Genomic DNA, 23827 nt, shown 5'->3' on the forward strand with positions numbered 1-23827 from the left:
GGGCTCCCCCGGTTCAGCGCGCCAGCTCCAGCAGCGAGTCGATGTCGACCTCCCCGTCGAGCAGGCCCTGGGTCTCGGCCAGGTCGGTGAACACCTCGAACGTCTCCTCGCTGACCTCGGTGTTCCACTCCGGGAGCCGGACCTGCGCGGCCAGCTCCGGGGAGATGTCCAGGAACGTCGGCAGGATCGCCCGGACGGCGTCGGGGTTCTCCTGGGCGTAGGTCAGCGACTCGTTCATCGCGGTGGCGAAGCGCTCCACCACCTCGGCGTTCTCGGCCGCGAACTGGGCGCTCGTGAAGTACGTCGACACCTCGATCTGGACGTCGGTGAAGTCGTTCAGCGGGGTGGTGAGGACGCGGATCCCCTGCTGTTCGGCGAGCGTGACGAACGGCTCGACCAGCCACGCCGCGTCGACGTCCCCGGCCTGCAGCGCCGCGGCCATGTTCGGGAAGGGCAGCTCGACGAACTGGATGGTCGACGGGTCGCCCCCGTCGGCGCGCACGGAGGCACTGACCACGCTGTCCCCGATGGCGTTGATGGTGTTGGTGGCGACCCGCTTGCCCGCGAGGTCGGCGGGGCGGGTGATCGCCGGGTCCGCGGTGACGATCGTGAACTGGTCGCGCTCGGGGTCCTGGGTGCTGTCCACCCCGCTGGTGATGACCTTCAGGGGCAGGCCGCTGGAGGCGGCGACGACGAGCGAGAAGTTGTTGCCGAACCCGATGTCGATGCTGCCGCTGGCCACGCCCGGCACGATCGCGGCGCCGCCCTGCCCGGCACTGAGGTCCAGCTCGATGCCCTGCTCCTCGAAGAAGCCCTGCTCCTGACCGAGGTAGACGGGGGCGAGGTCGATGATCGGGATGGTGCCCAGGGCGATCCTCTGGGTCTCGGCCCCACCCCCCGACCCGCCACCGGTCTCCGCCCCGCCGTCGTCGCCGGAGCAACCCGACACCAGGAGGAGGGTGGTGGCGACGGCGGCGGCCGCGCGCAGGCTGCCGGCCCGGGTGGAGGTCATGGGGCAGATGGTGACACGGCCCACTCCCCCTGGCGTGCACGTCACCGGTGTTCCGCGTGGTCCGCCGCCCCAGGGAACGCGCGGGCAGCCCCGACCATGCGATCGGGTGGTTGTCCACAGGGTCGGCTGCCCGGGCGGCCGACCCTCCGTAGTCTCCCCGCGACCGGATCGACTCGGGGGTGGACGTGACACGGGGCTGGAGCCTGCGCCTGGTGGCGGGCCTCGGGGTGGGCGCGGCGGTGCTGGGCGGGTGCTCGGCGGAGCAGGAGGCCGCGGACACCCTCCCGAGCGCGGACGCCCCGGTCGCGACGGAGGAGGAGCTCCCACCCCTCGGTCCCGAGGACCTGCCGATGCCCGACGAGGCACGCACCCAGGACGCCGCCGGCGCCGAGGCCTTCGTCCGCTATTACATCGACCTCATCAACCGGACGTCGACCGTCATGGACGCCGCACCCCTGCGTGAGTTCAGCGACGGCTGCGAGGACTGCGACCGCATCGCTGCTGATTACGAGGCAGATGCATCTGCTGGTTACCGCTACGAGGGCGGACAGGTGTTCATAACTCGCGTCGGCGACCCACTGCTTAGTGAAGACACCGCCGAGTTGACCTTTCGCGTGGATCAGGAGCGGCTCGTCATCGTAAACAACTCAGGCCAACCCGTTCCTGACTTGACCTTCGACAGGAAGACCGATCTGTTAGCAAGTGCGGCGCTTCGCTGGGATCAACAACGCCAGTCATGGGTGGCCACATACCTGGCGTTTACATGAGATCTCGCCTCGCGGTGGTGCTGCTCTTGTTTGCGGGGGGTTTCACAGCCTCCATGGCCGCACCTGTGGAAGCTCACGCGGACGAGCATCACTGCCGAGTGACATGCGAAAGTCCGGAAGTGAGCCATACTCTGGGTGCGCTTACCGCCGCCTATATCGAACAGACCCCCGGCGGTCAGTGGGTGGCCAGCGTCCATGCCACCACCCCACAGCCCTACCTGTACCGGCTGAGTCCACCTTGCGCGGTCGACACAACAGCGGGAGGCGTCTGTCGTGCGGAAGACGACGCCCTCTGTCCAGCACCTCCTGATCGAGTCGTTCAGACGCTTGTCATTGAGCGCCAGCGTCTAGTTCAAGAGGACGGAACGACTGTCGACGGCTTCGACACATCTGGTGCGGCGCCCGGAACGGCGGTCGGACAGTGGCTCGGCTTCGCGCAGGCCTGCGTGGACATCACGGCGCTGAACCCGCCGCCGTCCCCCGGTGAGGTGTTCCGCTACTTCCAGACCCTGCCGCTCCCGGAGCTGGCCACCGAGCAGCAGCCGCCGGGCAACGCACTCACCGGCCTGCCGGTCGTCTTCCACACCGACGGCCCCACCACGCAGACGTTCACCGTGGACATCCGCGGCTTCACCGTCGACATCGTCGCCACCGCGACCGGGTTCACCTGGCACACCGGTGACGGCACCGACCTCACCAGCACCGACCCCGGTGCCCCGTACCCGGACCACTCGGTGCGCCACGAGTACCGCAGCGGCACCTACACCGCCTCGCTGACCACCACCTGGAGCGGCACCTTCAGCGTGGACGGCGGGGCCAGCGCCGACGTCCCCGGCACGACCACCACCGACGGACCGCCCGTGACGTTCGCCGTCCTGGAGGCGCGCCCGGTCCTCACCAACCCCTACGACTGACCGCTCTCGCGGTCGTGCCCGCACTCCTGCGGTGGTGCACCACCGCAGGTCCAGGGAGACAGCCGCAGGAGTCGACCCAGCCGCTCGCCCGAACAGGAGCCAGTCCGCGCCGCCGCAGGACCTCAGTCCGAGACCGGCTCCCGGCACCCCGACGCCAGCGCCCGCTCCGCCGTCGCCAGCACCGCGACCACCTCACGACCGAAGCCGACGTCGCAGGGGTGGGTCCCCCCGGTCATCGCCGCCTGACCCAGCTCGTCCACCGCCACCGACAGCGCCTCGACCGGGTGCTCGGTGTCGGGGAGCAGGACCACCCGGCCGGCGTCCCCGTGCACGTAGAACTCGACCCCGGTCGACATCGGCGCGACGGTGTGCGACAGGGTCACGGTCGACGCCACCCCGGCGGAGTGCTGCAGCACCAGGTGGACGGTGTCCCCCGCACCGCCCCCGGCCTGCACCGAGGTGACCGGCCCGAGCGCCGGGAGCAGCAGCGACAGCGCGTGCGGGCCGATGTCCCACAGCGCCCCGTGTTGCCGGCGCCAGGCCGAGTCGAACGGGCTGCCGGCGAGCGCGCTCAGCCAGGTCCCGGCACCACCGGCCAGCATCGTGCGGCCGGCCTGCGCCAGCCAGGTCGACGTCCCCGACTGGAAGCGGAAGGTGAAGAAGACGACCGAGGCGACGCCGGCGTCGCGCACCGCCGCGACCACCCGGTCGGCCTCCGCGAGCGACAGCCCGATCGGCTTCTCCAGCAGCACGTGCTTGCCGGCGGCCGCGGCCCGCTCCACGAGCCCGACCTGCACCGACGGGGGGACGGCGACGGCGACGGCGTCGACCTCGGCCAGCAGCGCGTCCAGGTCGGCGAAGCCCGGGACGTCGAACTCCGCGCCCACCGCCTTGGCCTTGGCCAGGTCGCGGCCCCACACGCCGGCCAGGGACGCCGTCGGGTGCTCGGCGAGCGCGGCCGCGTGGACGGTCTGCGCCCAGTGCCCGGTGCCGAGCACCCCGAAGCGCATGGTCACACCGCCCCGAACTGGCGGTCCCCGGCGTCGCCGAGGCCCGGGACGATGTAGGCCTTGTCGTTGAGCCCCTCGTCGACCGAGGCGGTGAACACCCGCAGCGGCAGGCCGCTGGCCTCCAGGCGGGCGATGCCCTCCGGCGCGGCCAGCGCGCACAGCACGGTGATGGACGTGGCGCCGCGCTCGGTCAGCAGGCCGCAGCAGTGCACCAGCGAGCCGCCGGTGGCCAGCATCGGGTCCAGCACGAAGACCTCGCGGTCGACCAGGGACGCCGGCAGGGACGCCATGTAGGCCTCCGGCTGGAAGGTCACCTCGTTGCGGGCGAGGCCGACGAAGCCCATCTGCGACTCCGGCAGCATCCCGTGCGCGGTGTCGGCCATGCCCAGACCGGCCCGCAGCACGGGCACGATCAGCGGCGGCGAGGCCAGCCGGTAGCCGGTGGTGCCGGTGACCGGCGTGCTGATCGGCTCCTCGGCGATGGCGAGGTCGCGGGTGGCCTCGTAGACCAGCATCTGGGTGAGCTCGCGCAGCGCCGCCCGGAAGGCCGCGTTGTCGGTCCGCTCGTCCCGCATGCGGGTCAGTCGGGCACGGGCGAGCGGGTGGTCCACGACGGTGAGCTGCACGGGCGCCACCGTATCGGCCGGGGGAAACCGCCCTCGGGGGAGAATGCCGCCATGACCCACGTGCTCGACCCCGACGCCCTGACGGCGGAGACCCCGCCACGGCGTGAGCCCCTGGCGCCGTTCGGCGACGTGACCCGCTCGGACGCCGCCTTCCGGGCGTTCCTCCACGGCCTGCCGGGAGTCGACCAGGTGGGCGCCGAGGCCCGCGTCGGCGTGCTCGGCACCCGGTCGATCAAGACCACCGCCAAGGCGTGGGCGATCGACACGGCCATCTCCATGGTCGACCTGACCACGCTCGAGGGCGCCGACACCCCAGGCAAGGTCCGCTCGCTGGCGGCCAAGGCCCGGCAGCCCGACCCCACCGACCCATCCTGCCCGCGGGTCGCCGCCGTCTGCGTCTACGGCGACCTGGCCGGCATCGCGCGCGACGCCCTCGCCGGCACGGGCATCCACACCGCCGCCGTCGCCACCGCCTTCCCGAGCGGCCGGGCCAGCCGCGCGGTGAAGCTCGCCGACGTGCGGGACGCCGTGGCCAACGGCGCCGACGAGATCGACATGGTCATCGACCGCGGCGCCTTCCTCGCCGGCCGGTACCTCGACGTCTTCGACGAGGTCGTCGCGGTCAAGGAGGCCTGCGGCGACGCCCACCTCAAGGTCATCCTCGAGACCGGTGAGCTGGTCACCCTGGACAACGTCCGCCGCGCCTCCTGGCTGGCGATGCTCGCCGGGGGCGACTTCATCAAGACCTCCACCGGCAAGATCTCGCCCGCGGCGACGCTGCCGGTCTGCCTGGTGATGATGGAGGCGGTCCGCGACTTCCGCGCCGCCACCGGCCGGCAGGTCGGGGTCAAGCCCGCCGGAGGCATCCGGACGACGAAGGACGCCGTCAAGCACCTGGTCCTCGTCAACGAGGTCGCCGGGCCCGACTGGCTCTCCCCCGACTGGTTCCGCTTCGGTGCCTCCAGCCTGCTCAACGACCTGCTCCTGCAGCGGCAGAAGCTGCGCACCGGCCACTACTCCGGCCCCGACCACGTGACGATCGACTGAGGCGATGACCGAGAACCCGTTCCAGTACGCCCCCGCGCCCGAGTCCCGGTCGATCGTCGACATCGCGCCGTCCTACGGCCTGTTCGTCGACGGCGAGTTCGTCGACGGCAGCGGCGAGTCGTTCAAGACGGTCAACCCGGCCACCGAGGAGGTCCTCTCCGAGGTCGCCGCCGGCACCGAGGCCGACGTCGACCGCGCCGTCCGCGCCGCCCGACGGGCGTTCACCCGCACGTGGGGGCCGATGCGCCCGGCCGACCGGGGCAAGTACCTGTTCCGGATCGCCCGGCTGCTGCAGGAGCGGGCGCGGGAGTTCGCCGTCCTGGAGTCGCTGGACAACGGCAAGCCGATCCGGGAGTCCCGCGACGTCGACGTCCCCCTGGCCGCGGCGCACTTCTTCTACCACGCGGGCTGGGCCGACAAGCTCGACTGGGCGGGCCTGGGCCCCGGCCCGCGCCCGCTCGGTGTCGCCGGGCAGGTCATCCCGTGGAACTTCCCGCTGTTGATGCTGGCGTGGAAGGTCGCCCCGGCACTGGCCACCGGCAACACCGTCGTCCTCAAGCCGGCCGAGACCACCCCGCTGACCGCGCTGCTGTTCGCCGAGGTCTGCCGCCAGGCCGACCTGCCGCCCGGCGTGGTCAACATCGTGACCGGCGCCGGCGACACCGGCCGGGCCGTGGTCGAGCACGGCGACGTCGACAAGGTGGCGTTCACCGGCTCGACCGAGGTGGGCCGCTCCATCGCCCGGGCCGTCGCCGGCACCCGCAAGTCGCTGACGCTGGAGCTCGGCGGCAAGGCGGCCAACATCGTCTTCGACGACGCCCCCGTCGACCAGGCGGTCGAGGGCATCGTGCAGGGCATCTTCTCCAACCAGGGACACGTGTGCTGCGCGGGCAGCCGGCTGCTGGTGCAGGAGAACGTCCACGACGAGGTCGTCGCGAGCCTGCAGCGTCGGATCGGCACCCTGCGCGTCGGCGACCCGCTGGACAAGAACACCGACATCGGCGCGATCAACTCCGCTGAGCAGCTGGCGAGGATCCGCGAGCTGTCCGACATCGGCGAGGCCGAGGGCGCCTCCCGGTGGCAGCCGGCCTGCGAGCTGCCCGACCGCGGCTTCTGGTTCCCGCCGACGGTGTTCACCGACGTCTCCCCCGCCCACCGCATCGCCCGCGACGAGATCTTCGGGCCGGTGCTCAGCGTCCTCACCTTCCGGACGCCGGACGAAGCGGTCGCCAAGGCCAACAACACGACCTACGGGCTGTCGGCCGGCATCTGGAGCGAGAAGGGCTCGCGGATCCTCAAGATCGCCGACCAGCTGCGCGCCGGCGTGGTGTGGGCCAACACGTTCAACAAGTTCGACCCGACGTCGCCCTTCGGCGGCTACAAGCAGTCCGGCTACGGCCGCGAGGGCGGCCGGCACGGGCTGGCTGCGTACCTGAGGGGTGCTGACCAGTGATCGGCAACGAGCGACTCGCCGTCCGCAAGACCTACAAGCTCTACGTCAACGGCGCCTTCCCCCGCTCGGAGTCGGGGCGCACCTACGAGGTCACCGACGCCAAGGGCCACTTCCTCGCCAACGCCGCCCTGGCGTCGCGCAAGGACGCCCGGGACGCCGTCGTCGCCGCCCGCGCCGCCTTCGCGAAGTGGTCGGGCGCCACCGCGTACAACCGCGGCCAGGTGCTCTACCGGGTGGCCGAGGTGATGGAGGGCCGGCACGTCCAGTTCTGCGAGGAGGTCGCCGCGGGCGAGGGCCTGTCGACCTCCCGGGCCCGCGCCGCGGTGGACGCCGCCATCGACCGCTGGGTCTGGTACGCGGGCTGGACCGACAAGCTCGGCGCCGTCCTGGGCGGGGCCAACCCGGTCGCCGGCCCGTACTTCGACTTCTCCCTGCCCGAGCCCACCGGGGTGGTCGCCGTCCTCGCGCCGCAGCGCTCCTCGCTGCTGGGGCTGGTCAGCGTCCTGGCGCCGGTGCTCGCCGGCGGCAACACCGCGGTCGTCGTGACGTCGAGGGAGCGGCCGCTGCCGGCGGTCACCCTCGCCGAGGTGCTGGCCACCAGCGACGTCCCGGGGGGCGTGGTGAACCTGCTGACCGGCGACGCCGGGGAGCTGGGCCCGTGGCTAGCCGAGCACGACGACGTCGACGCCGTCGACCTCACCGGCGCCCCGGCCGACCGGGCGATGGAGCTCGAGCGGCTGGCCGCCGGCAGCATCAAGCGGGTGCTGCGCCCGCCGGCCGAGGAGCCGGACTGGACGGCCGACCCGGGGCTCACCCGGCTGACCCGGTTCCTGGAGACCAAGACCGTCTGGCACCCCATGGGCGTGTGAGGGAGGACCCCGCCCTCCCCACCCCTTCGCCCACTCAGGGCGGGACCCGGGACGGTCCGGACCCGGAGGTGCGCATCCAGGGGGACCGGGCAGGATGTCCCCCGTGGCAAGGCCGAGCATCGTCCCCATCGCCCTCACCCTCGACGACCGCACCGGCTACACCCTGTGGGCCCCGCCGTGGGAGGAGGACGGCGAGGAGTGGCAGGCCTTCCTCGGCACGTCCGAGGGTGACCGGGCCACCGTCCACCTCTTCCCCACCCCGGCGGCGCTGGCGGCCTTCTGCCGCAGCCGCACCGACCACGACCTCGCCGACCACCCGGTCTGGCCGGTCGTGGTCGGCCTCGGGGCCGCCGACCTGACCCCGGACGACGACCACCGCTACGACCTCGACGGCGTCTACGACGTCGCCGCGGAGAACCCCGACCGCTGGGCGGTGGAGGAGCTCGCGGCCACCATCGACATCGTCAGTCGGCTGGCCGAGTGCCTGGACGTCGACGAGGACGACGGCGAGGAGGACGACGAGCTCACCGACGAGGACGACGAGCGCGACGTCGACGCCGACGTCGAGCTCGACCGCCGGCCGGGTGCCGACGTGGAGCGCGGCGGGGAGTTCGGCGCGCTCGCCGAGCTGGTCGCCCGGCCCGAGGTCGGCTCCCTGGGCCTGGGCGTGGACGCCTTCCTCGGCCGCTCCGGGGAGGACGCGTGGGTGGGCGTCGGGAACGCCCTCGACGACCTGTGGGAGGACGTCCTCGAGGAGCTCGACGCGCACCTCGACTGGACCGGCGGCGGGACGGTCGCCCTCGACGACTACCCCTCCGCGGCCGAGGCCGAGGAGGACGCCGAGGAGGAGGCGGAGGCCGAGGTGGCGGCACCCACCGCCCCGGCCGCGGCGCCGGTGAGCGCCATCGCGCGCCCCGGCCGGATCACCGCGTCCCCGTCGGAGGTGGCCAAGGCGGCCGAGTTCTGGGAGGCCGTGGGGATCCTGCCGGTGGAGGTCGTCGTCCCCGACGGTGCGGGCGTGACGCTGCGCTGCTACGTCGACGACCGCGCCCGGTTCCTCGGCCGCGACGGCCAGGTCTACCTCTTCGCCACCCCCGCCGAGCTCACCCGGTTCTGCGCCGGCAACGAGGACCACGACCTCGCCGAGATCGCGTCCTGGCCGGAGGTCGCCGACACCGACACCCCGCCGCTGCCGGCGGAGCAGGACCGCTACGACCTCACCGAGCTCACCGACGTCCTCCGCGAGGTCGCCGACGGCGCGGCGGGGCTCGCCGACCACCGCGCCCTCGCCCAGCCGGTCGAGGGGGTCCGTGACATCGCGGAGTACGCCGGGCTGACCCGGGTCGACGAGCTGCTGCGGCCCGCCGAGCCGCTGGGCCGGGCGGTCGCCCGCGCCGAGCGGGAGCCCGAGGCGGTCCTGCGCGCCGAGGACGCCGCCCAGCTGCGCGGGCCCTGGGACGAGGTGGTCACCCAGGTCAGCGGGGCGCTGGTCTTCCGCGACTGAGGAAGGACTCCCGTCGCAGCGGTATCGGAAGCGACACCCCCGTCCCACGGGCCCGTGACGGGGGTATCGCTTCCGATACCGCAACCCCCGGGCACAGACGGCAGCGGCCGGCCCCGGGGAACCGGGACCGGCTGCTGCCGTTCGTCAGGTGCTCAGTCGGAGGAGTCCGCCGAGTGGCTGGGACGCCGTCCCTGCCCGCGGTACGGGCTGGACCGCCGTTCCCCGCCGCGACGGTCGGCCGAACCCGACCGCTCGCCGTAGGAACCGTTCCCGCGGGAACGCTCGCCGAAGGAGCGCTCCCCCGCCGGGCGCTCGCCGTCCCGGCGCGGCCGGTCGCCGTAGGGACGACGCGGCCGGTCGCCGTCGCGGCGCGGACGCTCCCCCTCGCGGCGCGGACGCCGGGCGCCGTGGCCCCCGGAGGGACGACGGGACTCGCGCACCGGGCGCTCCACCGGCTCGACGTGCACGCCACTGGCGACCAGGTCGGCGATCGGGGCGTCACCCGGGCGGACCCGGCTGACCACCGGCTCCACCTTGGCCTGGCGGAAGCGGCGCTTGGCCTGGCCCACCTGGTCGGGCAGCAGCAGCGAGACGACCACACCGGCGGCACCGGCGCGGGCGGTGCGGCCCGAGCGGTGCAGGTAGGTCTTGTGGTCGGTCGGCGGGTCGTAGTGCAGCACCAGCGAGACATCGTCCACGTGGATGCCGCGCGCGGCGACGTCCGTGGCGACCAGCACCGGGCTGCGGGCGTCGGTGAACGCCTCCAGCGCCCGGCGGCGGGCCGACTGCGGCAGCCCGCCGTGGATGGCCTCGGCCTTGATCCCGACGGCCTTGAGGTTCTCCGTGAGCCGGTCGACGCCGAGCTGGGTCCGCGCGAAGACGATCGTGCGGCCCGGGCGGGCGGCCAGTTCCTGCGTCACGGGCACCTTGTCCCGGAACGCGACGCTGTAGGCCAGGTGCTCGGCCGGCGGGGCGTCGTCCCCGGGGCGCTTGACCTCGTGACGGGCCGGGTCCTTCAGGTAGCGACGGACCAGGGTGTCGACCTCGCCGTCCAGCGTGGCCGAGAACAGCAGCCGCTGGGCGTCGGGGCGGGTCTGGTCGAGCAGCTCCTGCACGACCGGCAGGAAGCCCAGGTCGGACATGAAATCCGCCTCGTCGATGACGGTGACGGCGACCTCGTCGAGGGTGCACTCACCCTGGCCGATGAGGTCCTGCAGCCGGCCCGGCGTGGCGATGACGACGTCGACGCCACGGCGCAACTGCTGGATCTGGCGGTACATCGAGGCGCCGCCGTAGACGGTCGCCAGCTGGATGCCGATGGCCTGGCCCAGCGGGGCGAGGTTGTCGTGCACCTGCTGGGCGAGCTCGCGGGTCGGCACGAGGATGAGCCCGCGCGGGGCACGGCGGCCCCGCTGGACGTCCTCGCCGAGCCGGGAGAGCAGCGGCAGGCCGAAGGCCAGCGTCTTGCCCGAACCGGTGGCGGCCTTGCCCAGCACGTCGCGCCCGGCGAGGGCGTCGGGGAGGGCGGAGGCCTGGATGGCGAAGGGGTGCCGGATGCCGCGCCGCTCGAGCGCGGTCACCAGCGGCTGGGGCAGGCCCAGCTGGGCGAAGGTCGGACCGGCCGGGGCCTCGGGCTCCGGGGCGACGACCTCGGGGGTCTCAGGGGTGGTCTGGACGTCGACAGTGTCGAACGTGGTCATGCGGGTGTGGGACTCCGATACGACTCGGGCGCGTCCCGTGGTGGTGCGCGGACACCGGCAGACCGGCGTCCTCACTGGCGATCACGACGTCAGGAGACGCTGCTGATCTGCACGGATGCGCTCATGCCCGGACGGACCGTCCGGGAGGATGACCGGCGAGTGCCGGTACACAGAAGGTAGCAGCGCAGCACGCAGGGGGATTCCCGAGCGGGGGGTGGCCCCGGCCACGCTCAGCCGCGGAGCGCGGCGAACCCCGGGCGGACCACGTCGGTCAGCAGCCGCTCCCGCTCGCTCACGGGGAGGAACGCGGCGGCCAGCGCCCGCTCGGTGACGGTCTGGACGTCGTCCCAGTCCCAGCCGAAGGTGGCGACGACGTCGGTGAGCTCGCTGGTCACCGACACCCCGCTCATCAGCCGGTTGTCGGTGTTGACGGTGACCGCGAAGCCCAGCCGGTGCAGCCGGTCGACCGGGTGCTCGGCGAGCGAGGGGTAGGCGCCGGTCTGCACGTTGGACGACGGCGCCACCTCCAGCGGCACGCCGCGGTCGCGGACCCGCTGCGCCACCGGTCCGAGGGTCCCGTCGGCGGCCACCTCGTCGGCGATCCGCACGCCGTGGCCCAGCCGCTCGGCGCGGGCGCCGTCCAGCGCGGCGACGATGCTGTCGATGCCCGCCGCCTCCCCGGCGTGCACGGTGCGGTGCGCCCCGGCCCGGTCCAGCAGGGCGATCGCCGAGGGGTGCCGGTCCGGCGGGAAACCGATCTCGGGGCCGGCCAGGTCGAACCCGACCACCCCGGCGTCCCGGTGGCGGACGACGAGGTCGGCCACCTCGTCCCACCGGTCGTTCTGCCGCATGGCGCACAGCAGCGTGCCGACGGTGATCGGCGTCCCCGCCGCCGTGGCCTCCGCGCTGCCCTTCGCGAAGCCGTCGAGGATCGCCTCGACGGCTTCCTCGATCGGCGTGCCCTGCGCGGTCAGGAGCTCCGGTGCCATGCGGACCTCGGCGTAGACGACGCCGTCCGCGGCCAGGTCGAGGGCGCACTCGCGGGCGACCCGCTGCACGGCCTCGGGGCGCTGCATCACCCCGACGGTGTGCGCGAACGTCTCCAGGTACTGCACCAGCGAGCCGGAGTCGGCCGCCTGCCGGAACCAGCGGCCCAGCGTCTCGGGGTCGTCCGCGGGCAGCTCGCGGTAGCCCACCGCGTCGGCCAGCTCGAGCACCGTCTGCGGTCGCAGCCCGCCGTCGAGGTGGTCGTGCAGCAGGACCTTGGGGGCGCGGCGGAGGTCGTCAGCGGTCAGCGGTGCACTCACGGTGACATTGTCGTTCGGTGTGCACGCGGACTTGAGCCGGGGACGGCCGTGGCACCCGCTCAGTCGGTGCCGCGGTCCTGCCAGCGGAAGGTGAGCACGCACAGGACCAGGCCGGCGACGCACCACAGGCCCAGGACCAGCGCGACCCGGCCCAGCTCCCAGGTGCCGGCCGGCTCCTGCGCGGCCAGGACGTCGGGCAGGAACACCGACCGCAGGCCCTGCGCCATCCACTTGAGCGGGAACAGCGCGGCGATCGTCTGCATCCACGTCGGCACCTGGCTGAACTGGAAGAAGACGCCGGAGATGAACTGGAGCACCAGCGCGATCGGGGTGACCATCGCCGAGGCCGAGCGGCCGTTCCTGGCCAGGCTGGAGACGGCGATCCCCAGCAGCGTGCACGCCGAGGACCCGAGCGCGGCCACCCACAGGAAGGTGAACCAGTCGCCGCCCGACGGCAGCGGGACGCCGTAGGCCAGCCGGCCGACCGCCAGCAGGATCAGCACGATCAGCACGGTGACCGCGAGGACCTGCACGACCTTGCCGACGAAGTAGGCGCTCTTGGGCATCGGGGTGCCCGACAGGTGCTTGAGGGTCCCGTCGGAGCGCTCGGTGGCGATGCTGATCGCCATGTTCTGCAGGCTGGCGCCGAGGATGCCCGCGGCGACGATCCCGGCCATGAAGTACTGGGTGAACGTGACGCCGGCGCCGATGTCGTAGTCGAGGACCGCCCCGAAGACGACCAGCAGGATCACCGGGAACGCCAGCGTGAAGACGACCGACTCGCGCTGCCGGAAGAACTCCTTGAGCTCCACCGAGGCGCGGGCCCGGCAGACCCGCAGCACCGAGGGCAGCGCGGTCTGCGCCGGGGTCCGGGCCTCGCGGACGGCGGTCATGCGGGCTCCCCGATCATCTGCAGGTACACGTCCTCGAGGGTGGGACGGGCGACGGCCAGGTCGGGCACCTCGCCCGGGAAGCGCGTGGCCAGCTGCTGGACGAACGCGGTCGGCGTCGAGGTGGCCTCGGTCCGCCGGGCGCCGTCCTCGGTCCAGGTGACGACGGCCGGCGCCTGCCCCCGGCCGCCCAGGGCCGAGGGGACGGCGACCTCGACGAGCCGGCCGCGGGTGATGACCCCGACCCGGTCGGCCAGCGCCTCGGCCTCGTCCAGGTAGTGCGTGGTGAGCAGCATCGTGGTGCCCAGGTCCCGCAGCGAGCGGATCAGCGACCAGAACTGCCGCCGGGCCTCCGGGTCGAACCCGGTCGTCGGCTCGTCGAGGAACAGCAGCGTGGGCCGGCCGACGATGCCGAGGGCGACGTCCAGCCGGCGTCGCTGGCCGCCGGACAGCGACCGGCCGCGGGCGCCGGCCTTCTCGGTGAGCCCGACCAGGTCCAGGACCTCGTCGGGGTCGCGCGGGTCCGGGTAGTACGAGGCCTGCGCGCGCAGCAGTTCCCGGCAGGTCAGCTGGCTGTCGCCCGCGCCGGACTGCAGCACGATGCCCAGCTGCGCCTTCCACTGCCGGGTGGCCTGCGCCGGGTCGGCCCCGAGGACGCGCACCTCACCGGCGTCCCGGCCGCGGAAGCCCTCGCAGATCTCCACGGTCGTCGTCTTGCCGGCGCCGTTGGGCCCCAGCAGGGCGAAGATCTCGCCGCGGCGGATGTCGAGGTCCAGCCCGTCGACGGCGGTGTACCCGCCGTAGCGCTTCACCAGCCCGCGGACCGAGATCGCCGCCTCCGGGTCGAGTGGGGCGCCGGGCCGGGGCCGGCTGTCGGCCACGACGGCCGGGGACGTACTGGTCACGATGCGACAGTCTCCCACCCGGCCCGCAGGGGCCGGTCGTCTCCCCGACCACCCCCGCGATCACGGAGTTGCGGGAGCGACCCGCCGCGATCCGACGGTGTGCCGCTTCCCGGACTCCATGATCGCGGCAGCGCGGCGCCGCTCAGGCGGTGATGCGGTCGAGGACCAGCGGGAGCGGCTCCTCGCCGGTGTCGACGCCGATCGCCCCGTCGAGGGCCGCCAGGGCCCGCTCGATGCGCGCCGGGTCGTCGGTGTGCAGCTCCAGCAGCGGCTGGCCCGCGGTGACCCGCTCCCCCACGCCGGCGGTCCAGGTGACCCCGGCGGCGGCGGACACCGGGTCCTCCTTGCGGGCCCGGCCGGCGCCCAGCCGCCAGGCGGCCACCCCGAGCGCGTAGGCGTCCAGGCGGGTCAGCGTGCCCGTCGCCGGCGCGGGGACCACGTGCTTCTCCGCGGGCTGCGGCAGGGGTGCATCGGGGTTCCCGCCCTGGGCGGCGATCATCCGCCGCCACACGTCCATCGCCCGGCCGTCACGCAGCGCGTCCGCGGGGTCGACGTCGGAGCGCCCGACGCCGGTCAGCATCTCCCGGGCCAGGGCCAGGGTCAGCTCGACGACGTCGGCGGGACCGCCCCCGGCGAGCACCTCCACCGACTCGGCGACCTCGACGGCGTTGCCCGCGGCACGGCCCAGCGGCCGGTCCATCGCCGTCACCAGCGCCACGGTGCGGACCCCCGCCGCCTCCCCCAGGCCCACCATCGTGCGGGCCAGCTCGCGGGAGGCGTCGGGGTCCTTCATGAACGCCCCAGACCCGGTCTTGACGTCCAGCACCAGCGCGTCGGCGCCCTCGGCGATCTTCTTGCTCATGATCGAGCTGGCGATCAGCGGGATCGACTCCACGGTGCCGGTGACGTCGCGCAGTGCGTAGAGCTTCTTGTCCGCCGGGGCGAGGTCGTGACCGGCCGCGCAGATGACCGCGCCGACCTCCCGCAGCTGCGCGAGGTAGGCCTCCTCGTGCACGTCGGCCCGCCAGCCGGGGATCGACTCCAGCTTGTCCAGGGTGCCGCCGGTGTGCCCCAGCCCGCGGCCGGACAGCTGCGGCACCGCCACCCCGCACGCGGCGACCAGCGGCGCGAGCGGCAGCGTGGTCTTGTCGCCGACCCCGCCGGTGGAGTGCTTGTCGGCGGTCGGCCGGCCCAGCGGCGAGAGGTCCTTGCGCTCCCCCGAGTCGATCATCGCCTGGGTCCACACCGCGAGCTCCTCGGGCGACATCCCGCGGAAGAACACCGCCATCAGCAGCGCGCTGACCTGCTCGTCGGGGATCGTCCCGTCGGTGTAGGACCGGATCACCCAGCGGATCTGCTCCGGGGTCAGCGGGGCGCCGTCCCGCTTGGCCCGGATGACGTCGATCGCGTCCATCAGCCCTGTCCCCGCTCGGCGGCGGCCACTGCTCCCTCGGCAGACCGCGTGGCGGCAGCCGTCAGGTCATCGGGGCCGAAGGCGTCCGGCAGCACCTCGCGCATCGGCACGATGCCGAGCGAGACGGTCTCGATGAGCATGTCCGCGCCGCCGTGCTCCCACAGCAGCTGCCGGCAGCGCCCGCAGGGCATGAGCGGCTGCCCGTCCCCGCCGACGCAGGCGACCGCGACCAGCCGGCCGCCGCCGGTGCGGGCCAGGTCGCTGACCATGCCGCACTCGGCGCACAGGCCCAGGCCGTAGGAGGCGTTCTCCACGTTGCAGCCGGTCACCACCCGGCCGTCGTCCACCAGCCCCGCGACGCCCACCGGGAACCGCGAGTACGGGGCGTAGGCGTGCGTCATGGCCTCCCGGGCCGCGGCGCGCAGGGCCTCCCAGTCGACGTCGGTCACTAGTGCTCTCCTCGTCGGTAGACCAGACCGTCGGCTGCGGGCATCCGCAGGCGCTGCGACGCCAGCGACAGCACCAGCAGCGTGGTCAGGTGGGGCGTGAACGACACCAGGCCGGGCGCGAGCTCGTCGATGGTGAGGAAGGCGATCAGCGAGCCGGCGGCGACCACCCCGGCCACCACGGCCCGCACCGCGCGGCGGTGCACCGCCTGCCAGACCGCCACACCGGCGAGCAGCACGGCCAGCAGCAGGAACAGCGCGACCACCGCCGTCCGGCTGCGCAGCTGCAGCGCGTCGGCGAAGCCGAACAGGCCGGCGCCGGCCGCCAGGCCACCGGGGCGCCAGTTGCCGAAGATCAGCGCGGCCAGGCCGATGAACCCGCGGCCGTTGGTCTGCCCCTCGCGGTAGATGCCGGCGATGAAGACGAGGAACACCCCGCCCATGCCGGCCAGCGCGCCGGAGATCACCACCGCGATGTACTTGAGCCGGTAGACCGGCACGCCGAGGGAGTCCGCGGCCGCCGGGTTCTCCCCGCACGAGCGCAGCCGCAGCCCGAAGGCGGTCCGCCACAGCAGCAGGTAGGACGCGGGCACGAGCAGCACCGCGAGGACGGTGAGCAGCCCCACGCCGCTGGTGAGCCCGCGCAGGATGCCGGCGACGTCGCTGACCAGGAACCACTGCTGGCGCTCGAGGTCGCCGAGCAGGTCCGGGCCCGAGGAGAGCACCGGCACCGAGAACTCGGGCGGGTCGCTGGACAGCGCCGGTGACTGGGTGACCCCACCACCGGCCGGGTTGTCGGTGTAGAGCAGCTCGGAGAGGAAGCGGACGAGACCGGCGGCGAGGATGTTGATCGCCACCCCCGAGACCACGTGGTCGACCCCGAAGGTCACCGTGGCGACGGCGTGCAGCAGCCCGCCGAGGGCGCCGAAGACGATCCCCCCGGCCAGGGCGGCCGCCCAGCCCCACTGGTAGCCGGCGAAACCGGCTCCCCAGGTCCCGAGCGTCATCATCCCGTCGAGGCCGATGTTCACCACGCCGGCCCGCTCCGAGAACAGGCCACCGAGGGCGGCCAGCCCGATCGGCACGGCCAGCAGCAGCGCGGCGGAGATCGTCGAGGAGGAGGTCAGCGCCTGCTCGCCGCTGACCACCCGGACCGCGGAGACCAGCACCACGGCCCCGACCGCCAGCCAGGTCATCCGGCGGGCCCGCCCGCCGCCGAGGAACAGCTCGCCGACCGGGCCCCGGCCGGGCCCGGCGTCCCGCGCCGTCGCCACGGTGCTCATGCCTGGGTCTCCTGCCGCTCGTCGGTCTGCTGGCCGGCACCGGCGCCGCGGCTGACCCCCGCCCCGGTGCCCGCGTCCGCGCCGTCCGCGGTGCGTGCCGTCCCCGCGCCGCCGTCCCCCGCTGCCGGCGTCGGACCGGCCTGCGCCGACCCGCTCTCGGCCGAGCGGAGGGCGATCCGGCGGGCGACCTCGTTGGAGATGACGACGGCGAGCACGATCGTGCCCTGGATGATCGTGATGACCGACGACGGGTAGTCCGCGATCTGCAGCGGCACCAGCGCCCGGTCCAGGAAGGCGAACAGCAGCGCCGCCAGGGCGATGCCGACGGGGTTGTTGCGGCCGAGCAGGGCCACGGCGATGCCGAGGAAACCCAGCCCGGAGGTGAAGTCGGTGGTGTAGCTGTGGGTGTTGCCGAGCAGGTCGGGCATGCCGATCAGCCCGGCGACCGCCCCGGACAGCAGCATGGTCTTGATGACCATGCCGCGGGCGTCGACGCCGCTGGCCCGCGCCGCCGACGGTGACAGGCCGGTGGCCCGCAGGTCGAAGCCGAACCGGGTGCGGTTCAGCAGCACCGCGATGCCGATGCCGACCAGCAGCGCCACGACCAGGAAGCCGTAGAGCTGCCGCGGCGGGTTGGCCAGGCCCAGCAGGTCGAACAGCCCGTTGAGGCTCGGCATCCACCCGGACTCGGGGATCTCCGCGGTGCTGATGATCGACGCGCCCTCGGGGCTCCCCCGGAACGGCCCGGTGAGCAGGAACGACGCGATGCCCAGCGCGATGAAGTTGAGCATGATCGAGCTGATGACCTCGCTGACGCCGCGGGTCACCTTGAGGACGGCGACGATGCCCGCCCAGATGGCGGCGACCGCCATCGCCACCACCACGATCAGCAGCACGTGCAGCGGGCCGGGCAGCGCCACGGCGGCGCCGACGGCGGCGGCCATGATCGTCGCCAGCCGGTACTGGCCCTCGACGCCGATGTTGAACAGCCCCATCCGGAAGGCGATGGCGACCGCCAGGCCGGCGAGGAACAGCGGGACGGCGCGGTTGAGGACCACCACGATGGCGGTCACCTGCTGGGACGGGGTGTCGCCGAAGTCGACCATGACCTCGAACACCCGGATCGGGTCGACCTGCAGGACCGCCATGACGATCGCGGAGATCACCACCGCCACGAGGACGGCGAGGACGGGGGCCAGGACGGTCGGCCCCAGGCGGCGCAGCACGCTCATGCCGCACCCGCCGTCGTCCGCGCGCCGGTCATGTGGCCGCCGAGCTCCTCCGGGGTGACGCGCGACGGGTCGAGGGTCGCCACCAGCCGGCCGCGGAGCATCACGTGCAGGGTGTCCGAGAGGCCGATCAGCTCGTCGAGGTCGGCGGAGACCAGCAGGATGCCCATGCCGCCGGCGCGGGCCTCCTTGAGGAGCTCCCAGATCACCGCCTGGGCGCCGACGTCGACGCCGCGGGTGGGGTGGGCGGCCAGGAGCAGCCGCGGGGTCGCGCTCATCTCCCGGCCGACGATGAGCTTCTGCTGGTTGCCGCCGGACAGCGCGACGGCGAGGGTGTCGGGGCCGGGCGCACGGACGTCGTACTCCCGCATGATCCGTTCGGTGTCGGCGCGGGCGCCCTTGCGGTCGATGAACGGCCCCTTCACCGCCGGCGGCCGCGTCTGGTGGCCGAGGACGCGGTTCTCCCACAGCGTCGCGTCGAGCAGCATGCCCTGGCGGTGCCGGTCCTCGGGGATGAAGCCCAGGCCGGCCTCCCGGCGGGCGCGGGTCCGCCAGGAGGTGATGTCCTCCCCGCCCAGGAGCACGGCGCCGGACGACACCGGGCGCAGCCCCATGACGGCGTCCACCAGCTCGGCCTGGCCGTTGCCCTCGACGCCGGCGATGCCGACGACCTCCCCCTCGCGGACGGTGAGGTCGACCGCGTCGACCAGCGGGCGCCCGCCGACGCCGGGCACGGTCACCTCGTGCAGCTCCAGCACGGGCGTGGGCCGCACCGTGGACGTGCGGGTCTCCGGCGAGGGCAGCTCGGTGCCGACCATCATCTCGGCCAGCTGGCGGCTGGTCGTCGTCCTCGGGTCGGCGGTGCCGACGGTGGTGCCGCGCCGGATCACGGTGATCGAGTCGGCGACCTTGCGGACCTCGTCCAGCTTGTGCGAGATGAAGATGACGGTGAGGCCCTCCCGCTTGAGCTCGGCGAGGTTGCCGAACAGCTCGTCGACCTCCTGCGGCACGAGGACGGCGGTGGGCTCGTCGAGGATCAGCGTGCGCGCGTCGCGGTAGAGCACCTTCGCGATCTCGACCCGCTGCCGGTCGCCGACGCCCAGGTCCTCGACCAGCGCGTCGGGGTCCAGCCCCAGGGAGTAGGCGTCGGAAATCTCCCGGATGCGGCGGCGGGCCTCGGCCCGGTCCAGCCGGCCGCCGCGGGTGGGCTCGCTGCCCAGGACGATGTTCTCCAGGACGGTGAAGTTGTCGGCCAGCATGAAGTGCTGGTGGACCATGCCGATGCCGGCGGCGATCGCGTCGGCCGGGCTGCGGAAGTGCACCTGGCGGCCGTCGACGAGGATCTGGCCCTCGTCCGGGCGGTGCTCGCCGTAGAGGGTCTTCATCAGCGTCGACTTGCCGGCGCCGTTCTCGCCCACGATGGCGTGCACCTCGCCGCGGCGGACCCGCAGCTCGATGTCCTTGTTCGCGACGACGCCGGGGAAGCGCTTGGTGATGCCGTGCAGCTCGACGGCCAGCGGCTCGCCGCCGTCCGCGGGCTCCCCTGTCGGGACGCCTGCGGCCCCGGATCCTGGAGGCATGGTGGGCCTTTCCCTCGCTGCGCCCTGCGGGTGTGCGGGCACGTCCACTCTGCTGCATCGGTGGCGCGGGATCGACCGCCGCCACCGTTCCCCCGGCCCGGGTTCCACCGGCCCGCCGCATGATCGCGCACGGGCCCCCGGGGGGAGGGGGCAGGGGTCCCTCCCGCTCGCGACAGCGGGCCCGGGGGCGTCTGCTCCCCCGGGCCCGCTGCCGGTCGTGCCTCGTGTCAGCCGAGCGTCGTCACGGGGTGGTCGGGACCGTGATGGTGCCGTCGACGATCTGCTGGCGGTAGGTGTCCAGGTCGTCCTGGATGTCGTCGATGAAGCCACCGCTGGTGGCCAGGCCGACGCCGTCGGACTCCAGGTCGTACCGCTCGTCCTGGCCCCCGGCCACGTTGCCGTCGACGTACTCGCCGATGAACGTCTCCACCGCGACGTCGACCCGCTTGAGCATCGAGGTCATGATCACGGCCTGGAGGGCCGGGTCGTCGACCGTCTGGTACTGGTCGGAGTCGACACCGATCGCCCGGCCCTGCGAGGCCGCGGCCGCCTGGAACACACCGATCCCGGACCCACCGGCGGCGTGGTAGACGATGTCGGCGCCCGCGTCGTACATGCCCTGGGCCACGATCTGGCCACGGGCGGGGTCGTTGAAGCCGGAGAAGTCACCGGCCGGCGAGATGTACTGCCGGTCGATGGTGATGTCGGGCTTGACCGCCTGGGCGCCGGCGACGTAGCCGGCCTCGAACTTCTGGATCAGCGGGGTCTGCACACCGCCGACGAAGCCGATGTGGTTGCTCTCGGTCTTCAGCGCCGCCGCGACGCCGGCCAGGAAGGAGCCCTGCTCCTCGGCGAAGAGCAGGCCGGTCAGGTTCTCCGGGTTGCCGGCGTCCGCGACCGAGCCGTCGACCTGCGCGAAGGTGACGTCGGGGTACTGCGCGGCGATCTCGCCGATGACGTCGCTGTAGGCGAAGCCGACGGCGATGATCGGGTTGAAGCCCTGGTCGGCCAGCTGGGTGAGCAGGTCGGCACGGTTGGACGCGTCGGCGTTGGGGCTGAGCTTGGTGACCTCGCCGCCGTGCTCCTCGATGGCGGCCTCGACGCCGGCCACGGCCGCGTCGTTGAACGAGCGGTCGCCCTCGCCGCCGGTGTCGAACGCCAGGCCGATCTGCAGGTCGCCGGCGGCCTCGCCGCCACCCCCGCCGGTGGCGCCGCCGCCCTCCTCGTCGCTGGCGCAGGCCGCCAGGGCCATGCTGCCGGCCAGCAGCAACGCCGCGGCCTTCATCCTCCGCGCTCGGCGCAAGACGCTCTCCTCTCTGGGGGGACGAGCCGTACACGTGCACCAGCCCGCCCCGGTGGGATCCGGGTCACGCGCCGCCGGACCGGCGCCGCCGGGGCCGCAGAACGCGCGACCTGGGCACGCTAACCGCGCGTGCGGGCCCCGCCGCAGGCCGGGGAGGAGATAGAGACGCGATCGTTGCGAAGGCGGCTCGGGCGCGTGGCGTGGGCCACCGGCGCAGGTTCGGGGAGACGCCGGCCGCCGTCGGGTCTAGCGTGCCCTCGTGCGACGGCGGACGGCGGCAGCCCGGCTCGCGTCCCTCGTCCTGGCGGCCGGGCTCGCCCTCGCTCCCGGCGTGGCCCTCGCCGAGGACGCCCGGCCCACGGCCGACCCGTCGGCGCCCACGCCCACCGCGCCGATCCCCGGCGGCCCGCCCCAGGGCAGCGGTCCCGGCGGGGTCACCGTGGGCGGCGAGGGCCTGGACACCCGGGGCACCGTGGCCGTCGACGACGCTCCCGCGCTGCCCGAGGAGGTCGCCGCGCCGGGCTGGCTCGTCGCGGACGCCGACACGGGCGCGGTGCTGGCGACGCGGGACCCGCACGGCCGCTACTACCCGGCGAGCACGCTGAAGACGCTGACCCTGCTCACCCTCGTCCCCTTGCTCGACCCCGAGCTGGTGGTCGAGGGCACCGAGGAGGACGAGCGGATGGAGGGCAGCCGCGTCGGCATGGTGGCCGGTGGCCGCTACCCGGTGTCGGTGCTGTTCGAGGCGCTGATGATGCAGTCGGGCAACGACGCCGCCAACGCGCTGGCCCGCGCGGCCGGAGGGGTCGAGGCGACGGTCGAGGCGATGAACGAGACCGCCGCCGCGATCGGTGCCCACGACACGGTCGCGGGGTCACCGTCCGGCCTGGACGTCGCCGGCCAGTCCTCCTCCCCCTACGACCTGGCGCTGATCTTCCGCCGGCTGGTCGACGACCGGCGCACCGCGGCGATCCTCACCACCCGGCTCGCCGCGATGCCGGCCGTGGAGGGGCGGTCCGAGGGCTACCAGATCCAGAGCCAGAACCCCCTCCTGACCAGCTATCCGGGCAACCTCGGCGGCAAGACGGGGTTCACCGACGCCGCCCGGCACACCTTCGTCACCGCCGCCGAGCGGGACGGGCGCCGACTGGTGGTCAGCGTCATGGGCACCGAGAACACCCCGCTGCGCGCCGCCGACCAGGCCGCCCTGTTGCTCGACTGGGGGTTCAGCGTCCCCGAGGGCACCAACGGGGTCGGTGTGCTGGTCGAGTCGCGCGCGGACGTCGCCGCGACGCCGTCCGCGGCCCGACCCCCGGCCGCGGCCGCCGTCGCGGCCCCCGGCACCCCCTCGGCGGGCGGGGACACCGCGGACTCCCCCCTCGTGCCCGCGGCGCTGGGCGTCGCCGCCGTCTCGATCGTCGTCGCGACGGTGGTCGGCGTGCGCCGCGCGGTCCACGTGGTCCCGACGCCGGTCAGCGGTCGGCCGGCGGCACCACCGGTTCGGCGCGGTCCCGCACCACGTGGGCGGCCCCCTGGACCCGGGGCAGGGTCGCGGTCCACGCCGCGGTGAAGAACGCGAACCGGCACACGAGGTTGATCCACACGAGGATGCCGACCGCACCCCCGAAGGCCGAGGCGGTCACGCTGCCGGAGATCAGCGAGAGGTAGAGGCTGCCGAGCAGCTTCATCGCCTCCAGGCCCGCCGCACCGAACAGCGCCCCGGGCAGCAGCCGGCGCAGCGGGTGGGACGTCGCCGGCACCACCTTGAGCAGCCAGAGGAAGACGAGCACGTCGGTGGCGACCGCCAGGGCGAGGCCCAGGACGAAGGTCAGCACGCCCAGACCGGGGGCGTCGTCGAGGCCGAGCAGGGCCAGCAGCCAGCCGGTGGCCTGCGTGACCACGCCGGTGAAGCCGAGGCTGAGCAGGCCGGTCGCGCCCAGCAGGAGCAGCGCGAGCAGGTCCTGCAGGTTGTCGCGGAGGAACTCCGGCTCGTCGGCCCGGCCGCGCCAGATCCGCTCCATGCCGATCCGCAGCTTGTCCATGGCCCGCAGCCCCGCGTACACGAACCCGGCCAGGCCGATGACGCCGACGACGCCGGCCGAACCCACGGCCCCGCGCAGCTCCCCCACGATCTGCCGGCCGGTCGAGCCGGGGAAGGCGTCCCGGATCGCGGCGTAGAGCTGGGCCTGCAGCAGCTCGTCCCCTGCCAGGACCAGGCCGATGACCGAGGCCACCAGCAGCAGGACCGGCACCAGGCCGAGGAACACGAAGTACGTGACGCCGGCGGCCATGAGGTCGCCCTGCGTGCGCCGGTAGCGGCCGCCGGCGCGGGCCAGGTGGTCGAACCAGGGCTGGCGGTGACGCAACCGGGTGACCTGCGCGTCCCAGCTCTCGGCCAGGCGGGTCACCCGGCTCCAGCGGCTCTGCGCCGCGGGCGGCTCCTGGCCGGGTGGCGCGGACCGCTCGGCCCGGGTCGCAGTCATCGCGACCAGTCTGCGGTCCGGCCCCCCGGCGGGCGACCCGGTCGCCGCCCTGGTGACGGACTGGCGCGGCCCCCTGCAGGGACCC

21 protein-coding genes are annotated in these 23827 nt (G+C 73.9%); 7 read left to right on the forward strand and 14 right to left on the reverse strand.

Going from position 1 to position 23827, the window contains the following annotated elements; translation table 11 throughout:
- Window positions 1-13: 13 nt before the first annotated feature.
- A complete protein-coding gene (locus ACI79I_RS18950) occupies window positions 14-1012 on the reverse strand; it encodes an ABC transporter substrate-binding protein (RefSeq protein ID WP_456993860.1) in 999 nt (332 codons plus the stop codon).
- A 179-nt stretch (window positions 1013-1191) separates the two neighbouring features.
- Between ACI79I_RS18950 and ACI79I_RS18955 the strand changes: the two genes are divergently transcribed.
- Together ACI79I_RS18955 and ACI79I_RS18960 are read left to right on the forward strand one after the other, a co-directional pair.
- Window positions 1192-1779 carry a DUF6318 family protein gene (locus ACI79I_RS18955; RefSeq protein ID WP_456993861.1) on the forward strand — a complete coding sequence of 196 codons (588 nt, stop codon included), beginning with the start codon at window positions 1192-1194 and terminating at the stop codon, window positions 1777-1779.
- Window positions 1780-2225: 446 nt separating this feature from the next.
- Entirely contained in the window at window positions 2226-2693 is a 468-nt protein-coding gene (locus ACI79I_RS18960) for a hypothetical protein (protein ID WP_456993862.1), read from the forward strand.
- Window positions 2694-2815: 122 nt separating this feature from the next.
- Here ACI79I_RS18960 and ACI79I_RS18965 read toward each other — a convergent pair whose 3' ends face one another.
- Entirely contained in the window at window positions 2816-3703 is an 888-nt protein-coding gene (locus ACI79I_RS18965; protein ID WP_456993863.1) for a Gfo/Idh/MocA family protein, read from the reverse strand.
- Window positions 3704-3705: 2 nt separating this feature from the next.
- Window positions 3706-4329 (reverse strand): uracil phosphoribosyltransferase, encoded by a 624-nt coding sequence (gene upp / locus ACI79I_RS18970; RefSeq protein WP_456993864.1) that lies wholly within the window; start codon window positions 4327-4329, stop codon window positions 3706-3708.
- Between the two features lie 51 nt (window positions 4330-4380).
- Between upp and deoC the strand changes: the two genes are divergently transcribed.
- The 4 genes from deoC (at window position 4381) to ACI79I_RS18990 (ending at window position 9202) form a co-directional block, all read left to right on the forward strand.
- Window positions 4381-5376 (forward strand): deoxyribose-phosphate aldolase, encoded by a 996-nt coding sequence (gene deoC / locus ACI79I_RS18975; protein ID WP_456993865.1) that lies wholly within the window; start codon window positions 4381-4383, stop codon window positions 5374-5376.
- A 4-nt stretch (window positions 5377-5380) separates the two neighbouring features.
- Window positions 5381-6829 (forward strand): aldehyde dehydrogenase family protein, encoded by a 1449-nt coding sequence (locus ACI79I_RS18980; protein ID WP_456993866.1) that lies wholly within the window; start codon window positions 5381-5383, stop codon window positions 6827-6829.
- Window positions 6826-7698, forward strand: a complete 873-nt coding sequence (locus ACI79I_RS18985; protein ID WP_456993867.1) for an aldehyde dehydrogenase family protein — start codon at window positions 6826-6828, stop codon at window positions 7696-7698. Before ACI79I_RS18980 ends, ACI79I_RS18985 begins: the two co-directional genes overlap by 4 nt.
- A 94-nt stretch (window positions 7699-7792) precedes the next feature.
- Complete coding sequence (locus ACI79I_RS18990; protein WP_456993868.1) at window positions 7793-9202, forward strand: hypothetical protein; 1410 nt, start codon at window positions 7793-7795, stop codon at window positions 9200-9202.
- Between the two features lie 152 nt (window positions 9203-9354).
- On the opposite strand, the gene ACI79I_RS18995 is transcribed toward ACI79I_RS18990, so the two are convergent.
- From ACI79I_RS18995 to ACI79I_RS19040, 10 genes are all read right to left on the reverse strand, one after another.
- Entirely contained in the window at window positions 9355-10902 is a 1548-nt protein-coding gene (locus tag ACI79I_RS18995) for a DEAD/DEAH box helicase (protein WP_456993869.1), read from the reverse strand.
- Window positions 10903-11132: 230 nt separating this feature from the next.
- Window positions 11133-12209 carry an adenosine deaminase gene (locus tag ACI79I_RS19000; RefSeq protein ID WP_456993870.1) on the reverse strand — a complete coding sequence of 359 codons (1077 nt, stop codon included), beginning with the start codon at window positions 12207-12209 and terminating at the stop codon, window positions 11133-11135.
- A gap of 59 nt (window positions 12210-12268) precedes the next feature.
- Window positions 12269-13102: an ABC transporter permease gene (locus tag ACI79I_RS19005; protein ID WP_456993871.1), complete on the reverse strand. Its 834-nt coding sequence runs from the start codon at window positions 13100-13102 to the stop codon at window positions 12269-12271.
- Window positions 13099-14004, reverse strand: a complete 906-nt coding sequence (locus tag ACI79I_RS19010) for an ABC transporter ATP-binding protein (protein WP_456993872.1) — start codon at window positions 14002-14004, stop codon at window positions 13099-13101. The genes ACI79I_RS19005 and ACI79I_RS19010 overlap by 4 nt, the downstream gene beginning before the upstream one ends.
- 142 nt (window positions 14005-14146) lie before the next feature.
- A complete protein-coding gene (locus tag ACI79I_RS19015) occupies window positions 14147-15418 on the reverse strand; it encodes a thymidine phosphorylase (RefSeq protein WP_456993873.1) in 1272 nt (423 codons plus the stop codon).
- Window positions 15418-15867 carry a cytidine deaminase gene (locus tag ACI79I_RS19020; protein ID WP_456993874.1) on the reverse strand — a complete coding sequence of 150 codons (450 nt, stop codon included), beginning with the start codon at window positions 15865-15867 and terminating at the stop codon, window positions 15418-15420. Before ACI79I_RS19020 ends, ACI79I_RS19015 begins: the two co-directional genes overlap by 1 nt.
- Window positions 15867-17147, reverse strand: coding sequence for an ABC transporter permease (locus tag ACI79I_RS19025; protein ID WP_456993875.1), 1281 nt, complete (start codon window positions 17145-17147; stop codon window positions 15867-15869). The genes ACI79I_RS19020 and ACI79I_RS19025 overlap by 1 nt, the downstream gene beginning before the upstream one ends.
- Window positions 17144-18379 (reverse strand): ABC transporter permease, encoded by a 1236-nt coding sequence (locus ACI79I_RS19030; RefSeq protein ID WP_456993876.1) that lies wholly within the window; start codon window positions 18377-18379, stop codon window positions 17144-17146. Before ACI79I_RS19030 ends, ACI79I_RS19025 begins: the two co-directional genes overlap by 4 nt.
- Window positions 18376-19956, reverse strand: coding sequence for an ABC transporter ATP-binding protein (locus ACI79I_RS19035; protein ID WP_456993877.1), 1581 nt, complete (start codon window positions 19954-19956; stop codon window positions 18376-18378). Before ACI79I_RS19035 ends, ACI79I_RS19030 begins: the two co-directional genes overlap by 4 nt.
- A 241-nt stretch (window positions 19957-20197) precedes the next feature.
- A complete protein-coding gene (locus ACI79I_RS19040) occupies window positions 20198-21259 on the reverse strand; it encodes a BMP family lipoprotein (protein ID WP_456993878.1) in 1062 nt (353 codons plus the stop codon).
- A 259-nt stretch (window positions 21260-21518) separates the two neighbouring features.
- Between ACI79I_RS19040 and ACI79I_RS19045 the strand changes: the two genes are divergently transcribed.
- Window positions 21519-22829, forward strand: coding sequence for a D-alanyl-D-alanine carboxypeptidase family protein (locus ACI79I_RS19045; RefSeq protein ID WP_456993879.1), 1311 nt, complete (start codon window positions 21519-21521; stop codon window positions 22827-22829).
- Here ACI79I_RS19045 and ACI79I_RS19050 read toward each other — a convergent pair.
- Window positions 22732-23742 (reverse strand): YihY/virulence factor BrkB family protein, encoded by a 1011-nt coding sequence (locus ACI79I_RS19050; RefSeq protein WP_456993880.1) that lies wholly within the window; start codon window positions 23740-23742, stop codon window positions 22732-22734. The genes ACI79I_RS19045 and ACI79I_RS19050 overlap by 98 nt on opposite strands.
- Between the last annotated feature and the right edge of the window lie 85 nt (window positions 23743-23827).

The sequence above is a fragment of the Geodermatophilus sp. SYSU D01105 genome, from assembly GCF_054050095.1.

Bases quoted from the DNA above. Each gene is read 5' to 3' on its own strand.
- ACI79I_RS18950 (WP_456993860.1), bottom strand. From the start codon at position 1,012: ATGACCTCCACCCGGGCCGGCAGCCTGCGCGCGGCCGCCGCCGTCGCC.
- ACI79I_RS18965 (WP_456993863.1), bottom strand. From the start codon at position 3,703: ATGCGCTTCGGGGTGCTCGGCACCGGGCACTGGGCGCAGACCGTCCAC.
- deoC (WP_456993865.1), top strand. From the start codon at position 4,381: ATGACCCACGTGCTCGACCCCGACGCCCTGACGGCGGAGACCCCGCCA.
- ACI79I_RS18980 (WP_456993866.1), top strand. From the start codon at position 5,381: ATGACCGAGAACCCGTTCCAGTACGCCCCCGCGCCCGAGTCCCGGTCG.
- ACI79I_RS18990 (WP_456993868.1), top strand. From the start codon at position 7,793: ATGTCCCCCGTGGCAAGGCCGAGCATCGTCCCCATCGCCCTCACCCTC.
- ACI79I_RS18995 (WP_456993869.1), bottom strand. From the start codon at position 10,902: ATGACCACGTTCGACACTGTCGACGTCCAGACCACCCCTGAGACCCCC.
- ACI79I_RS19005 (WP_456993871.1), bottom strand. From the start codon at position 13,102: ATGACCGCCGTCCGCGAGGCCCGGACCCCGGCGCAGACCGCGCTGCCC.
- ACI79I_RS19015 (WP_456993873.1), bottom strand. From the start codon at position 15,418: ATGGACGCGATCGACGTCATCCGGGCCAAGCGGGACGGCGCCCCGCTG.
- ACI79I_RS19025 (WP_456993875.1), bottom strand. From the start codon at position 17,147: ATGAGCACCGTGGCGACGGCGCGGGACGCCGGGCCCGGCCGGGGCCCG.
- ACI79I_RS19030 (WP_456993876.1), bottom strand. From the start codon at position 18,379: ATGAGCGTGCTGCGCCGCCTGGGGCCGACCGTCCTGGCCCCCGTCCTC.
- ACI79I_RS19035 (WP_456993877.1), bottom strand. From the start codon at position 19,956: ATGCCTCCAGGATCCGGGGCCGCAGGCGTCCCGACAGGGGAGCCCGCG.
- ACI79I_RS19050 (WP_456993880.1), bottom strand. From the start codon at position 23,742: ATGACTGCGACCCGGGCCGAGCGGTCCGCGCCACCCGGCCAGGAGCCG.